The organism is Faecalibacterium longum, assembly GCF_040094125.1.
Classification (GTDB): Bacteria; Bacillota; Clostridia; order Oscillospirales; family Ruminococcaceae; genus Faecalibacterium; species Faecalibacterium longum.
Map to the genome: position 1 here is coordinate 1 of NZ_JBBNIH010000120.1, position 14652 is coordinate 14652.

A 14652-nucleotide genomic window follows, 5' to 3' on the forward strand; every position below is an offset into this window, starting at 1 on the left:
GCCCCTTTCTCGTGCCTCCCGCGCCTCGAAAGTAGCGGGTGCTTTTCTGGTTCTCTTTTGGCACGCAAAAGAGAACTAAGCTCTCCGCAAAAGCAATTTATAAATATAAAAAGACCTTCAAGTTCTCTTTATGAAAACTTGAAGGTCTTTTTGTTCTCGTTTCTCCCATTTACGGCTTCGCCGAGGGTGTTACGCTGCGCTAAAACAGCCCTTCCGGCAGACAAATATCCTTCTTCGGCACCTTATCCCACGAAAAGTCTTTGATGAGGCTTTCCGGCGTCCGAGGTGCAGGCTCTTCCTGCAAGCCGTAGGCATAGGCCAGACGGCCCACGATGTCCTCGGCCGTATAGCGGGCGCGAAGGTTCTCAAGGCTCTGGTCGCCGTCCCGCTTGGAGAGCCGCCGCCCATCCGACGCCAGCAGCAGCGGGCAGTGGGCGAACTTCGGTGCAGGCAGATCCAGAAGCCGGTATAGATAGAGCTGCCGCGCCGTAGAGGAAAGCAGGTCGGCCCCGCGCACGACTTCGGTGACGCCCATCCGGGCGTCGTCCACCACGACGGCCAGCTGATACGCAAATACGCCGTCGGCGCGGCGGAGGTAAAAGTCACCGCAGTCGCGCAGAAGGTTTTCTGTATGTTCGCCCATACAGCCGTCGGTGAAGGTGATGTTCTCGTCCGGCACCATGAGGCGGTAGGCCGGGGCTTTCTTCTTCCGCTTTTCGGCGATTTCTTCGGCTGTCAGCCCCCGGCAGGTACCTGGATAGATGACATTGCCATCCGAGGTATGGGGCGCACTGGCGGCATGGAGCTGGCTGCGGGAGCAGAAGCAGGGATAGACAAGCCCCATGGCTTCCAGCTTTTTGTAGCTCTCGGTGTAGATGCCGCTGCACTCGCTCTGGTAATATGGCTCATGGGGGCCGCCCTTGCTGCCGCCCTCATCCCAGAAAAGGCCCAGCCACCCAAGGTCTTCTTCCAGCTGGTCGGCGTATTTGCGGGGGCAGCGCTCCGCGTCCAGGTCCTCGATGCGGAGAACGATTCGCCCGCCCCGGCTCCTGGCGCTCAGCCATGCAAGGAGGCTGCACGCGAGGTTGCCCAGATGGAGCCGCCCGCTGGGGCTGGGGGCGAACCGCCCGACGACAGCGCTCACAGGCTCAGCTTCCACTCCCCGTCCTTCGGCTGGAAGATGGGGGTGTTGTAATACTCTGCCACGGCCTTTGCCATGTACTCGGCGTCGGCGCAGCTTGCCGTCTCCATGGCGGAGTGCATGGCCAGCTGGCCCAGACCGATGTCCACCATAGGCATCAGGATCTGATGGCCCAGCAGATTGCCCAGCGTGGAGCCGCCCGGCACATCGGCGCGGTTCGCGAACACCTGCACCGGCACACCGGCCTTCTTGCAGATGGCGGTGAAGGCTGCACCGGTGAATCCGCTGGTGGTGTAGGTCTGGCGGGCATTATACTTCAGCAGGACGCCGCCGCCCATCACGACAGGGTTGGCGGGGTCGCTCTTTTCGGGGTGGTTGGGATGGGTGGCGTGGCCGTTGTCGGCACTCAGCACCAGAGAGTTGGTGCGGGCGCGGATGCTCTGCTCCCTGCTGACGCCCATGCTCTCCTCGATGCGGGTCAGCACGTCGGCCATGAGGGTACCCTGCGCGCCCTGACGGCTGGAAGAGCCGACCTCTTCGTTGTCGAACATGACCCAGATGTCTCCGCGGCCTTCCTCTTCGCCGCGGCCCTGCAGGAAGCCCCACAGAGTGGTGTAGGCGCACTCGAGGTCGTCGATGCGGCCGGACATGAAATACTCGCCGTTCAGGCCCATGCGGACAGCCTTCTCACGGGTGGCGAGGACCAGGTCAGCGTCGAGGATGTCCTCGGCCTTCACGCCGGCCTCCGCGGCCAGAACCTCTTTCAGGTTTCCGCCCTTGCCGCCGAAGATGGGCTGCAGATCGACCTGCGGGTTATACTTCATGCCGTTGTTCAGGTCGCGGTTGAAGTGGATGCAGAGGTTGGGGATGCAGGCCAGCGCACGGTCGGGGCAGACCAGACGACTCTCGATGCCGCTCTCGGTGCGCACCAGCAGACGGCCTGCCACGGTCAGCGGACGGTCGAGCCAGGAGGGCATGATCATGCCGCCGTAGCCCTCGACCTCGGCCTTGGCGAAGACCTTGTCCTCCGTGTCGAACTGCTTGATGCGCCAGGTGGGTGAGTCGCTGTGGCTGGCGGCTGCGTGCCAGCCGGTCAACTCACCCTTGGGCATACGCCATGCCAGCACGGCAGAGCCGTTGCGGGTGGTGTAATACTTGCCGCCGGGGGCCAGCTCCCACGCGGCGCTCTCAGGGCAGTTCACATAGCCCTCGGCTTCCAGAATGGCGGCCGCAGCAGCCGTGGAGTGGAAAGCACTGACGCCGGCGTCCAGAAAACGGAAAAGCTCCTCTATCGAAAAAGCTGCATTCTTCATGGTTATTTTCTCCTTGGTATTTTAACGATTCATGTACCCTTTATTATAGCCCGCTGCGCCGGAAAGGTCAATCCGGCCCCACTGCACGGCCCCTTAAAATTTGTTCGTGACAAGGCCGATTGACAACCGCGCGGCAGAACAGTATACTAGTCTCAGAGAGATATTTTCCCCGGCCTGCAGGCCGGGCGCAGATAGAAGGAGGACATCCCCTATGACTCAAAAGCACATCCTTTCGCTCCTTGTGAGTGCTGCTCTGCTGTGCGGCCTGCTGGCAGGCTGCTCCAATACAAACGGCGACGCCTCCCACGCAAGCTCTTCGGCTTCTGAGCCGTCCAGCGTCAGCAGCGAGAGCATCCCCAGCAGCACCGCGCAGGCCGACACCTCCGGGCTGTTCAATAAAGATTTCGACGAAAACTCACTGTTCAGCGTAGACGGCACTGCAGCCGCCTTTGAGCCCAGCCTCGGCTGGGGTCCCGGCGTGTCCGGCTGCTCCCTCAAGAGCGTGCAGGCCGCAGCCACCCTGCTGGTCTGGGCCGACGAGGCAAACCTCTCGGCCCGCACGGAAACGGCCATTGAGGACGCCTACACCCAGTGGTACGACAACCTCTCCGACTCGGAGCAGGAGGGCTTTGCCGAGGCATGGCCCATGATAAAGGACGATGCCGCTGCCCTGCTGGAAGACAAGGACGCCATGGCAGGCCGTCTGGAGGACGTGGGCCTCGACGCCAAGAAGCTGTCCTTCTCTGAGAAGGACTGGAACGCCCTCGAGGATGTCGTTGACCCCCTCGTGCCGGAGGCAAAGGGCGAGTATTAAATCACAGAGAAAAGGCCGGACACCTTTCCGCTTTGGTGCGGGAGGCGTCCGGCCTTTGTTTTATCGGGATCAGACTTTCTTGAGGGTGTAGGCGCGGGTACCCATGCCGACCTTCTCGGCCTGCTCGAGGGTGGCCTTCCACTCGATGTTGGGGTTAGAGTCCTTGAAGTTGTCGTGGTGGCAGTTCCAGCCCGGGGTAGCAAGGTTCTGGCCCAGCTGGCTGTTGGGCAGCGGAGCGGCGTTCAGGCAGGCGTCGGCACAAGCCTGGTCGAGGGCCACCGGGTCGAAGGAGGCGAACATACCGATGTCCGGCAGGATGGGCGCGTCGTTTTCGCCGTGGCAGTCGCAGTTGGGGCTGATGTCCTGCACAAGGCTGATGTGGAAGGTCGGGCGGTCATGGCAGACGGCAGCGGCATACTCGGCCATCTTGCGGTCCAGCATCTCGTTGGCACTGTCGCACAGAGCATAGATGGCGTCGAAGTTGCAGGCACCGATGCAGCGGCCGCAGCCCTTGCACTTGTCCTGGTCGATGACGGCCTTGTTCTTCTCGTTGTAGCTGATGGCGTCGGAGCCGCACTCCTTGGCGCAGCGGTGACAGCCGCGGCAGAGGTCTTCCTGCACCGCCGGGTGGCCGGAGGCGTGCTGCTCCATCTTGCCGGCGCGGGAGCCGCAGCCCATGCCGATGTTCTTGATGGCACCGCCGAAGCCGGTGGACTCGTGGCCCTTGAAGTGGCTCAGGCTGATGAAGATGTCGGCGTCCATGATGGCGCGGCCGATTTTAGCGGTCTTGCAGTATTCGCCGTTCGGCACAGGCACTTCGACTTCATCGGTGCCGCGCAGGCCGTCGGCGATGATGACCTGACAGCCGGTGGTCATGGGCCAGAAGCCGTTCAGCTGGGCGCAGGTCAGATGCTCGAGGGCGTTCTTGCGGCTGCCAGGGTACAGGGTGTTGCAGTCGGTCAGGAAGGGCATACCGCCCTGCTCCTTGCACAGGTCGGCCACGACTTTGGCGTAGTTGGGGCGCAGATAGGCCAGGTTGCCCAGCTCGCCGAAATGCATCTTGATGGCGACGAACTTGCCCTCCATGTCGATATTCTTGATGCCTGCCGCGATGCACAGGCGGCGCAGCTTATCGGTGAGGCTGGTACCCACGGGACAGCGGAAATCGGTATAGTAGACGGTCGATGCTTCCATCGGCTTTTCCTCCTGTTTTCTTTGACAATTTCAGGTGCGCAGCTCCTGTTTGCCGCGCTCATACTCTCTGAAAGCATTATAGCACGACGCAGGGGCAGGCGCAAGAAAAGCCCCTCGCCGGGGCGAGAGGCTCAGAAGATCTGCGTTCGATTTTACACCATTGCGGACACCACTGCCACGGCCAGCACCACAAGGCCGAGGGCGATGCGATAGATGCCGAAGAAGGTGAAGTTGTGGCGCTTGACGTAATCCATCAGGAAGCGGATAGCCGCCAGGCTGACCACGAAGGCCACCACGCAGCCCACCGCCAGCACAGCCACCTCGGTGCCGGTGATGGCGACACCGGAGACGGCGAATTTGAGCACCTTGAGCAGGGATGCACCCGCCATAACCGGGATGGCGAGGTAGAAGGTGAACTCCGCCACGCAGGCACGGGAGAGGCCCAGCAGCAGGCCGCCCACGATGGTCGCGCCGGAACGGGAGGTGCCGGGGATGATGGCCAGCATCTGCCAGACGCCGATGATGAGGGCGTCACGGTAAGTGATCTGTTCCAGATGGGTGACGTGGGGCGCAGTGCGGCGGCTCTCCACCACGAGGAACAGCACACCGTAGAGGATGAGCATTGCGGCCACGGTGATGTAATTGTAGAAGTGAGCCTCCATCCAGTCGTCCAACGGGCTGATGACCAGCACCGGCAGGGTGGCGGCGACCACCTTGAACCAGAGCTGCCAGACGCTGGGCTTGGAGATGACGCGGCCATGCCGCAGGCCAAAGGGCCACAGCTTGCCCCAGAACAGCACCACCACCGCAAGGATGGCACCCAGCTGGATGACCACGCGGAACATGGACATGAACTCCTCGCTGGCGTTGAACTTTACCACCTGTTCCAGCAAGATCATATGGCCTGTGGACGAGATGGGCAGCCACTCGGTGATGCCCTCCACGATGCCCATCAAGATCGCTTTGATGATCTCAAGAAACATATAAGCACTCCTCCTGCCGTACGCCGGGCGCACGGGCTTTTGTGATTCTTATCGTCATACTGTTTCAGTATACCATATTCCGACTCTCTGCGCACCAGGAATTCAAAAATTTTATCTCTGGAGTCCCCTACAGCTTTTCTATTTATCTGCGGGGGAAAATATGCTATACTGGGATGTAGATTTATCGGAGACGAAGTCCATATATGAAGTCCATATATATTTTACAGCGAGGTAATTTCATGAACATTCTTGTAATCGGCTGCGACCAGGTGGGCGCATCGCTGGTGCGGGACCTGGAGCGCATCGGCCACGACATCTCTATCATCGAAAAGGACTCCGAACAGCTCAAGCGTCTGGACGCCTTCGACGACTACACCTTCAGCGGCAACGCCCTTGTGGGCGACCCCACCGACCCCGATGTACTGCGTCAGGGAGGCATCGAGAACTGCGACGCCGTGGCCGCCGTCAGCGAGGACGACTCCCTCAACCTGATGGCCGCGCAGATCGCCAAGAGCCTCTTTCAGCGCGAAAAGGTCATCTGCCGCGTCTCCGACCCCCACCTGCAGGTACTCTACCACAAGGCTTACGAACTGGACACCATCTGCCCCACCGTCCTCACCGAGCAGGCCGTGTTCCGTTCTCTTGCCAAATAACCGATACCATTTGTATAATGAGGTAGCATTATGAAAGTTTGTATTGCCGGCGGCGGGCGTGTGGGCCGGTATCTGGCCCAGAGCCTGCTGGCCAACCGCCACGAAATCGTCATCATCGAGCCAGTGGAGAGCCAGTGCCGGATGCTGGCCGATACGCTGGACATTCCGGTCATCTGCGGCGACTCCATCAGCATGGACACTCTGCGCACCGCCGACGTCGCCAGCTGCGATGCCTTTGTGGCTGTGACCGGCTCTGACGAAGACAACCTTGTGGCCTGTCAGATCGCCAAGCGGGAGTTCGGCGTAGACCGCACCGTGGCCCGGGCCTCCAACCCCAAAAACCGCGAACTGCTCCACACTCTCGGCGTGGACACCGTGGTCTGCGGCACCGACAACCTGAGCCACATTCTCGAGCGGGAGATCGAGACGGATACCATCCGCCAGCTCCTCTCTCTGGGCGGCGGCACGGCCAGCCTGAATGAAATTTTGCTGCCCGAGAATTTCCTCTACGCGGGCAAGGCCATCATGGACATCCCCATCCCGGGCGACACCATCCTGATCAGCATCACCCGCGACACCGAGTTCATCATCCCCCACGGCAGCACGATCCTGCTGCCCTGGGACCACATCCTCTGCCTGACCCGTGACGACAGCCTGCACGAGCTGACCGAGGCCTGGGGCCTCAGCGATAAGTGACGGAGCAGGAACTGCGGCGCACCGCCGTCATCATCCCGCCCACTGGCCGGGCCGTCCTCTGCGTCTGGGCGGCGGTGCCGGGGCTGTTCGCTGCGCCTTTCGTGTTCTGGCAGAGCATTGTCGCCGGAGCGGGTTTCTGCCTGCTCTGGGGCTTTCTGGTCTACTGCCTCTGGGCGCGGGCCTGCAGCTTCGCTGCTGTGCTGGGGGAGCGGACCGTAACGGTCTACTCCGGCGTTGCGCTGCCAGTGCGTCAGGTGCTTCCCCGCCGGGCTGTTACCAGCGTCCGGCTGCTCCGGACGCCCCTGCTGCGGCTGGGCGGCGTCTCGCTGCTCATCGTGGCGGCCCCGGGTGCGAAGCTCTTTCTGCCCGCCATCCCGGCCCAGCAGGCCGGGCTTCTGGCCCACATTCTGGCGGAGGATGCACCATGACCCGACAACGGCATTACCACCCCCTCGCCGCCCTCCACTTTCTGCGCAAGGCGGTCGTCGTCTGCCTGCTGCCGCTGGCGAATGCCCTGCTGGAGTTCAGCCTGAACGCTCTGCTCACAGCTCTGCGGCAGGACGCCGCGCTTCTGCTCTTCCTCTGCGGGGCCAGCTCCATCCTGCTGGAAGCCAGCAGCTGGGCGCTGGATGAGGCCGGTGTGCTCCGGCTGCGGTGGGCGTTCATCTCCAAGCGGGAGCGCATCATCCGGGGCGAAGCTCTGGCCGCACTGACCATTGAGCGGCCGCTTTTCTTTCGGCTGCTCGGGGCCAGCCGGGTGGTGCTCTACCCGGTGGGCCAGCCTGCCAAGCGAGCCGTCACCCTTTATTTGCACAAAGAAGACGCGCAGGAGCTTGCTGACCGCCTGATGCCTGTCCGGGACCCGGTCTGCCACCGCGCTGCCGGGGGCGAGCGGGCCGCGCTGGTGGTTTTGGGTGCTAACGGTCTGTCCACGCTGGCGCTGACCTATTTGGCCATCCGGCAGAGCCGACCATTTCCCCTCACCGCCGAGGCGGTAGCCCTCTCCCGGCTGAACGTCCTCGTCCGGTTCGCGGCCCACTGGCTGCCCGCCGGTGCGGCGTGGATACTGGTGCTGACCGGGTCGCTCTTCGGCATCAGTCTGGCCCGCAGTTTTGTCCAGACCGTCCATTATGCGGTCTGGCACACTGCCGACCAGCTGGGCAGCCGGGGCGGCTGGCTGTCCCGGTTCGAGTTTCGGGTGCGGAGCAGTGAAATAAGCTACGCGGACGTCCGCGTCTCCCCCATCGCCCGGCTCATGAAGCGCTGGCCGGTATTCGTGGTGGCAGGCAGCTGCCGCCCGGAACTGCCGCTTTTCGTCTACCGCTCCGGGCAGGAAGAGCTGTTCCGGGAGCTGCTGCCCGAGTTCCGGATGCCGCCCGACACCCGGCACGACCTCACCCACCGCAGCGCCGTTTTCTTTGCGCCTGCCGGCATCCCGTTCGGGCTGTGCCTGCTGCTGGTGCTGGTCTCCCGCAGCGTTCTGCCTGCCCTCACGGGGACATTGCTCATCCCGACAGCGGTATTTGCCGTCTTTCTGGCGGGCGGGCTGATGGGCTGGCTGAAAGAGGGCATCTGGCTCCGGGAGGGTCGGTTCACCCTGCGGCGGCAGAAGGGTGTTTATCTCCACTGCATCTGTGTGTTCCACCCGGATGTCTGCCTGCACACCTTCCAATCGCCTTGGGCGGCACGTTATCAGCGCATGACGCTGACGCTGGCTCTGCCCGGGCAGGTGCGGCTCAAGGTGCGCAGCATCCCCGTGCGGGACGCTGCGCCCTGTCTCAACGCTTTGGAGCAGAAAACATAAAACAAAAGGAAGTCTGATTCTCATGATAAAAACCATTCTCTTCGATTTGGACGGCACCTTACTGAACACCATCGACGACCTGGCCGACGCGGCCAACTGGGTCTGCACCCAGCACGGCTGGCCGACCTTTCCAGTTGAGACCTACAAGCACTTCGTGGGCAACGGCATCCCGAAGCTGGTGGAGCGCTTTTCCCCGGAAAACGCCCGGACGCCCGAACAGCTTGCCGCCACGCTGGCCGAGTTCTCGGCCCGGTATGACGCCCACAAGGAAGACAAAACGGCCCCCTATCCCGGCATCCCGGAACTGCTGGCCGCGCTGAAGGCCGAGGGCGTCCAGACCGCCGTTTTTTCCAACAAAGCGGACGCTTTTTGTGGAAAGATCATCGAGCACTACTTCGGCCCGGACAGCTTTTCGCTGGTGCGGGGCAGCCGCCCCGGTGTTCCCACCAAACCCGACCCGGCTGGCGTCTACTCTCTGATGGCTGACCTCGGCGCAGACCCGCAGAGCACCCTTTTCGTGGGCGACAGCGACGTAGACATCCTTACGGGACACAATGCCGGTCTGCCCGCTCTGGGCGTTCTCTGGGGCTTCCGGGGCGGAGCAGAGCTGACCGCCGCCGGTGCCGATGCTCTGGCCGCAAAGCCGGAAGATATTCTGACGTATCTCCACCAGCACTGAAAAACAAAAGCACGGCCCTGCCGGGACTCTGAAATGCATCCTGGCAGGGCCGTATTTTTTTGCAAAAGGAAATGATGAAAAAATACCGCGAGTGAGCGTCTGCGCCATTCCTCAAGCAAAGAAAAAACGATTCAAAAGCGCTATTTTACAATTTTCCGATTTTCTGATATACTCGAGCTATAGAACAACCCCCGGCAGAACACCGAGGGACATCGAAACAGGAGGTTGCAACTTATGGGCTTTTTAACTGGTAAAACCGCCATCATTACCGGCGCAGGGCGCGCTGTCCTGAAGGATGGGAGCTGCGGCTCCATCGGCTACGGCATCGCCACCGCATACGCCAAGGAGGGCGCGAACCTCGTCATCACAGGCCGCAATGTCAAGAAGCTGGAAGCAGCCAAGCAGGAGCTGGAAAGCCTCTACGGCATCAAGGTGCTGACCGTGCAGGCCGATGTCTGCGCGGGCGGCAACAACGAGGCCACTGTGGCAAATGTGGTCAAGCAGGCTGTCGATACCTTCGGCGGCATTCAGGTGCTCATCAACAATGCACAGGCTTCGGCCTCCGGCGTGCCGCTGACCGAGCACACCACCGAGCAGTTCGATTTGGCCATCTACTCCGGCCTCTACGCCGCTTTCTACTACATGAAAGCCTGCTACCCCTATCTGGCTGAGTCTCACGGCAGCGTCATCAACTTCGCTTCCGGCGCTGGCCTCTTCGGCAACTTCGGCCAGTCGGCCTATGCTGCCGCCAAGGAGGGCATCCGCGGTATGTCCCGCGTCGCCGCCACCGAGTGGGGCAAGGACGGCATCAACGTCAACGTGGTCTGCCCGCTGGCATGGACGGCCAAGCTCGAGCAGTTCAGGGACGCCTACCCTGACGCTTTCAAGGCCAACGTCAAGATGCCTCCCATGGGCCACTACGGCAACGCTGAGACGGAGATTGGCCGTGTCTGCGTCCAGCTGGCCATGCCGGATTTCAAGTATATGTCCGGCGAGACCTTGACGCTGGAAGGCGGCATGGGCCAGAGACCGTAAAACGACATCATCTGCTTCCTTGCATAACGAACCCCCGCCTGCCGGATGGTGCAGGCGGGGGTGATTTTTGCTCTGATTCCCGTTTGGGTCAAATAAAATGCAAACCTGAACATCAGCAACCACGGTAGACATTCCTGAAGATTGGAACCCGCGGGCTAAGCAACAGCCCACTGGGCTGATTGCTTACGGCGCTGCGCGCCGCCGCCCTGCCGGGTTGTGGCTCCCAGCATCCGCTTCGTGCCTTGGGCGGCGCTCGCGTCTCGCTGGCCACGGCCCCAACAATGACTCCCTGTTTCTGTCGCAGGCAGCGGTCGTCATTGTTGCAATTCCCGTACGGGTCAAATAAAAAATCCTCTGCACATTGTGCAGAGGATTTTTATGACCCGTACGGGAATCGAACCCATGTTACAGCCGTGAAAGGGCCGTGTCTTAACCGCTTGACCAACGGGCCTTAGAAATACAGAGCTTCGCTAAAACCTCCGACTTTCATCATCCACTATTGCGGACGACCGTCCCCCTTATCTTAGCGAAACTCTGTAATGTGGTAGCGGTAACTGGATTTGAACCGGTGACACTTCGGGTATGAACCGAATGCTCTAGCCAACTGAGCTATACCGCCATATTTATTTGTTGCACTTGAACAGTGCTTTATTATTATATCCAACAACCCCCGTTTTGTCAACAACTTTTTCAAAAAAATCTTCAATTTTTTCATTCTTTCTGATTTTATACGTCTGTACGCAAAAAGCCCCCGCCATCCTGTATGAATGGCGGGGACTTTCAACATTTTATTGGTGAATGGTGGAAAGCAGGCTTACTTCTTGTGGACAGGCACCATGACCTCGAGGCCGCCCATGTAGGGCTGCAGGACCTTGGGGATGGTGACACTGCCATCGGCCTGCAGATGGTTCTCGAGGAATGCGATGAGCATACGCGGAGGAGCCACGCAGGTGTTGTTCAGAGTGTGGGCCAGATAGGTCTTACCATCCTTGCCCTTGACGCGGATGTGCAGGCGGCGGGCCTGTGCATCGCCCAGGTTGGAGCAGGAGCAGACTTCGAAGTATTTCTGCTGGCGGGGGCTCCATGCCTCAATGTCGCAGCTCTTGACCTTCAGGTCAGCCAGGTCACCGGAGCAGCAGTTCAGCTGACGGACAGGGATCTCCATGCTGCGGAACAGCTCGACGGAGTTCTTCCAGAGCTTCTCGTACCAGTCAGCGCTCTCCTCAGGACGGCAGACGACGATCATCTCCTGCTTCTCGAACTGGTGGATGCGGTAGATGCCACGCTCCTCGATGCCGTGAGCGCCCTTCTCCTTGCGGAAGCAGGGGCTGTAGGAAGTCAGGGTCAGGGGCAGAGTAGCCTCGTCCAGAGTCTGGTCGATGAAGCGGCCGATCATGGTGTGCTCACTGGTGCCGATGAGGTAGAGGTCCTCGCCCTCGATCTTGTACATCATGGCGTCCATCTCAGGGAAGGACATGACGCCCTGCACCACGTTGCCGTGCATCATGAAGGGAGGGATGACATAGGTGAAACCCTTGTCGATCATGAAATCGCGGGCATAGGCCAGAACAGCCTCGTGCAGGCGGGCGATGTTGCCCAGCAGGTAGTAGAAGCCATTGCCGGCCACGCGGCCTGCGGCGTCCATATCAATGCCGTCGAAGCTCTCCATGATCTCGGTATGGTACGGGATGGGGAAATCAGGCACGACCGGCTCACCGAAGCGCTGAGCCTCGACGTTGTAGGTGTCGTCCGGGCCGATGGGTACGCTGGGGTCGATCATCTGGGGGATGGTGTACATGATCTCCTGAATGCGTTCAGCCAGCTTTGCCTCCTCGGCTTCCAGCTCTGCCATCTTGTCGGCATCAGCCTTGACAGCGGCGTTGTTGGCGTCGATCTGAGCCTGCAGCTCAGCCTTCTTGGTCTCGTCGTCGCACTTCTTCAGCTGGCCGAACAGAGGACCGTTGGCCTTGCTCAGCTTGTTGCGGGCAGCCTTCAGGGACTCGACTTCCTTCAGGCACTCGCGGTACTTGGCGTCCTTCTCGATGACTTCGTCAACGAGGGGGAGCTTTGCATCCTGAAACTTCTTCTTGATGTTTTCCTTGACCGCATCCGGGTTGTCGCGGACAAATTTGATGTCAAGCATGATAACTCTCCTTATACTCTATTGCTTGCACAGGGGGCGTTCCCCGCTGTGCCGTTCAAAGGCGGTGTTCCCCGCCTTGGTACGCATTTCTAATAACTTTTCTGCTTAGGCTCTCCTATTAGGAGAGCTGTCGAGCGATAGCGAGACTGAGAGGTTACTCCACGCTGTACTGCCCCAGCAGATTTGCAAAGGCTTTCAGCTGGTCGTCCGAATAGAAATGGACGGTCAGCTTTCCCTTGCCGTCGTGGTAGGCCACGCGGACTTCGCTGCCCAGCGCCTGCTTGAGGCTTTCTTCCACCTCCACCGGCAACGCACTCGGCAGCGGCGCGGCCACAGGCTCTTTTGCGGGCTTTGCCAGCTTTTTGCACAAAGCTTCGGCCTGACGGACGTTCAGCTGGTTGTCCGCTATCATCTGAGCCGCTTCCTCCTGCAGCTCCGGCGTAGGCAGGCCCAAAACGACCTTTGCGTGTCCGATCGTAATGAAGCCGCTTTTCAGCAGTTCCAGCACTGTTTCCGGCAGGCTCAGCAGCCGCAGGCTGTTGGCCAGTGCGCTCCGGCTCTTGCCCAGCTTGCGGGCGGCCTGCTCCTGGGTCAAATCGCAGCGGGTCATCAGCTCACGGATGCCGGCCGCCTCTTCCACAGGATCAAGGTCTTCGCGCTGCAGGTTCTCCACCAGCGCAAGCTCCATGGCCTGCTCATCGGTCACGTCCTTGACGATGACCGGCACCTCAGTAAGGCCCGCCATCCGGCTGGCCCGCCAGCGGCGCTCGCCTGCCACGATGAGGTAGCCGCCGGACGGCTTCGGGCGCACCGCAATGGGCTGCAATAAACCGTGCTCGGCGATGCTGGCCGAAAGCTCTGCCAGCGTCTCGTCGTCGAAGGTCTTGCGGGGCTGGCCGGGGTCTGGCTCGATCTCCCGCAGGGGCAGCGTCTCGATTCTGGTATCTGACTCAAAGCTGGGGGCGGCGTCCTCAAACAGACTTTCCAGCCCCCGGCCCAGTCCTCCTCTTCCTTTTGCCATTGGTCTCCTCTCTCCCTCAGCCGTCCATCTTCACATCGGCCAGCCCCATCGTCTCGACCGGTTCCGCTGCAGCTTTTCCGCGGCGGCGCTTGGGTGCAGCTTCGGCGGGGCGGTTGCTCTTCACGAACTCGATGGCAAGGTCCATATATGCCTCGCTGCCCTTGCCCTTCGGCTCATAGAAGTTGATGGGCTGGCCATAGCTGGGAGCTTCCGAGATGCGGATGCTGCGAGGGATGGTGGTCTGATACACCTTGTTTCCAAAGTATTTCTTGACCTGCTCCACCACCTGCAGCGTCAGGTTATAGCGGACAGAGAACATGGTGAACACCACGCCCTCGATGTCCAGATAGGGGTTGTACTTCTTGCGGACGGTCTTAAGAGTGCTGATAAGCTCCGACAGACCTTCCAGCGCATAATACTCGCACTGCACCGGGATGAGGATGCTGTCGCAGGCGCACAGGCCGTTCAGCGTCAGCAGGTCAAGGCTGGGCGGGCAGTCGATGAAGATAAAGTCGTAATCTTTCTGGATGGGGGCCAGCGCCTTGCGCAGGCGGCTCTCGCGGCCCGGCAGATCGATCATCTCAAGGCTGGCACCCGCGAGGCGGGTGTTGGAGCCGATGACGTCGGTGCGAAACTCCGTCTTGCGGACAGCCTGCCGCGCGTCGGCCTCGCCGATGAGAATTTCATATGTACCAATATCTACACTCCGCTTGGAAATACCATAACCGGTGGTGGTGTTGCCCTGTGGGTCGAGGTCTACGATGAGCACTTTTTTGCCCAGCGCCGCCACACAGGACGAGAGGTTGACGGCTGTGGTGGTCTTGCCCACGCCGCCCTTCTGGTTTGCAACAGCAACGATTTTTGCCACGCTACTTGCTTCCTTCCGGGAAAAAGATTTGTTCCACATGGAACATTTCGAGGACGAAGCCCGCCGTTTTCCCCTCAGCAGGTCCCTTATACAGCTTAGTATAGCACATCAGCGCGGCTTTTTGAACTGGTTCTTTATAATTTTACGTTCTTTTTGATGGCCACACAGCTCTTTTTCGCATTCAGATTCAGTTTTCGCCTTGCGTAAACATAAAATCTTCGGCGAAGCCGTAAATCGGAGAAACGAGAAAAAAGCGTTTAGCGAAGCGGCTAGCTTTTTTCCGTTTCGACTTCCCCTTCGGGGTCTGA

General features: G+C 60.5%; 14 protein-coding genes and 2 tRNA genes. 7 read left to right on the forward strand and 9 right to left on the reverse strand.

Annotated features, from left to right (window positions below):
- Positions 1-199: 199 nt before the first annotated feature.
- Together gluQRS and AAAU26_RS05215 are read right to left on the reverse strand one after the other, a co-directional pair.
- Positions 200-1159: a tRNA glutamyl-Q(34) synthetase GluQRS gene (gene gluQRS / locus AAAU26_RS05210; RefSeq protein WP_349180943.1), complete on the reverse strand. Its 960-nt coding sequence runs from the start codon at positions 1157-1159 to the stop codon at positions 200-202.
- Positions 1141-2454, reverse strand: coding sequence for a M18 family aminopeptidase (locus AAAU26_RS05215; protein ID WP_227619373.1), 1314 nt, complete (start codon positions 2452-2454; stop codon positions 1141-1143). Before AAAU26_RS05215 ends, gluQRS begins: the two co-directional genes overlap by 19 nt.
- A gap of 211 nt (positions 2455-2665) precedes the next feature.
- On the opposite strand from AAAU26_RS05215, the gene AAAU26_RS05220 reads away from it, so the two are divergent.
- The gene (locus tag AAAU26_RS05220) at positions 2666-3268 is read left to right on the forward strand and encodes a hypothetical protein (RefSeq protein ID WP_227619374.1); all 603 of its coding nucleotides are present in this window, start codon (positions 2666-2668) and stop codon (positions 3266-3268) included.
- A 69-nt stretch (positions 3269-3337) separates the two neighbouring features.
- Here the strand turns inward: AAAU26_RS05220 and AAAU26_RS05225 are convergent, their stop codons facing one another.
- A complete protein-coding gene (locus AAAU26_RS05225; protein WP_207677154.1) occupies positions 3338-4462 on the reverse strand; it encodes a DUF362 domain-containing protein in 1125 nt (374 codons plus the stop codon).
- A 152-nt stretch (positions 4463-4614) separates the two neighbouring features.
- Positions 4615-5445, reverse strand: a complete 831-nt coding sequence (locus AAAU26_RS05230; RefSeq protein ID WP_158395531.1) for an undecaprenyl-diphosphate phosphatase — start codon at positions 5443-5445, stop codon at positions 4615-4617.
- A 239-nt stretch (positions 5446-5684) separates the two neighbouring features.
- Between AAAU26_RS05230 and AAAU26_RS05235 the strand changes: the two genes are divergently transcribed.
- From AAAU26_RS05235 to AAAU26_RS05260, 6 genes are all read left to right on the forward strand, one after another.
- A complete protein-coding gene (locus tag AAAU26_RS05235; protein WP_015565069.1) occupies positions 5685-6098 on the forward strand; it encodes a potassium channel family protein in 414 nt (137 codons plus the stop codon).
- A gap of 30 nt (positions 6099-6128) precedes the next feature.
- A complete protein-coding gene (locus AAAU26_RS05240) occupies positions 6129-6794 on the forward strand; it encodes a potassium channel family protein (protein WP_227619375.1) in 666 nt (221 codons plus the stop codon).
- Complete coding sequence (locus AAAU26_RS05245; RefSeq protein ID WP_207677152.1) at positions 6791-7222, forward strand: PH domain-containing protein; 432 nt, start codon at positions 6791-6793, stop codon at positions 7220-7222. Before AAAU26_RS05240 ends, AAAU26_RS05245 begins: the two co-directional genes overlap by 4 nt.
- Positions 7219-8598: a PH domain-containing protein gene (locus AAAU26_RS05250; protein WP_227619376.1), complete on the forward strand. Its 1380-nt coding sequence runs from the start codon at positions 7219-7221 to the stop codon at positions 8596-8598. Before AAAU26_RS05245 ends, AAAU26_RS05250 begins: the two co-directional genes overlap by 4 nt.
- Before the next feature lie 22 nt (positions 8599-8620).
- Positions 8621-9277 carry an HAD family hydrolase gene (locus AAAU26_RS05255; RefSeq protein WP_227619377.1) on the forward strand — a complete coding sequence of 219 codons (657 nt, stop codon included), beginning with the start codon at positions 8621-8623 and terminating at the stop codon, positions 9275-9277.
- Between the two features lie 234 nt (positions 9278-9511).
- Positions 9512-10312, forward strand: coding sequence for an SDR family NAD(P)-dependent oxidoreductase (locus AAAU26_RS05260; RefSeq protein WP_158395540.1), 801 nt, complete (start codon positions 9512-9514; stop codon positions 10310-10312).
- Between the two features lie 379 nt (positions 10313-10691).
- Here AAAU26_RS05260 and AAAU26_RS05265 read toward each other — a convergent pair.
- From AAAU26_RS05265 to AAAU26_RS05285, 5 genes are all read right to left on the reverse strand, one after another.
- Positions 10692-10763 (reverse strand) — tRNA-Glu (locus tag AAAU26_RS05265).
- 91 nt (positions 10764-10854) lie between these two features.
- Positions 10855-10931: transfer RNA gene (locus tag AAAU26_RS05270), tRNA-Met, on the reverse strand.
- 195 nt (positions 10932-11126) lie between these two features.
- Positions 11127-12455, reverse strand: coding sequence for a serine--tRNA ligase (gene serS, locus AAAU26_RS05275; RefSeq protein WP_227619378.1), 1329 nt, complete (start codon positions 12453-12455; stop codon positions 11127-11129).
- A 154-nt stretch (positions 12456-12609) separates the two neighbouring features.
- On the reverse strand, positions 12610-13476 hold the full coding sequence (locus tag AAAU26_RS05280; RefSeq protein ID WP_158403232.1) for a ParB/RepB/Spo0J family partition protein: 867 nt from the start codon (positions 13474-13476) through the stop codon (positions 12610-12612).
- Positions 13477-13492: 16 nt separating this feature from the next.
- A complete protein-coding gene (locus AAAU26_RS05285; RefSeq protein ID WP_223386565.1) occupies positions 13493-14344 on the reverse strand; it encodes a ParA family protein in 852 nt (283 codons plus the stop codon).
- Positions 14345-14652: the final 308 nt, after the last annotated feature.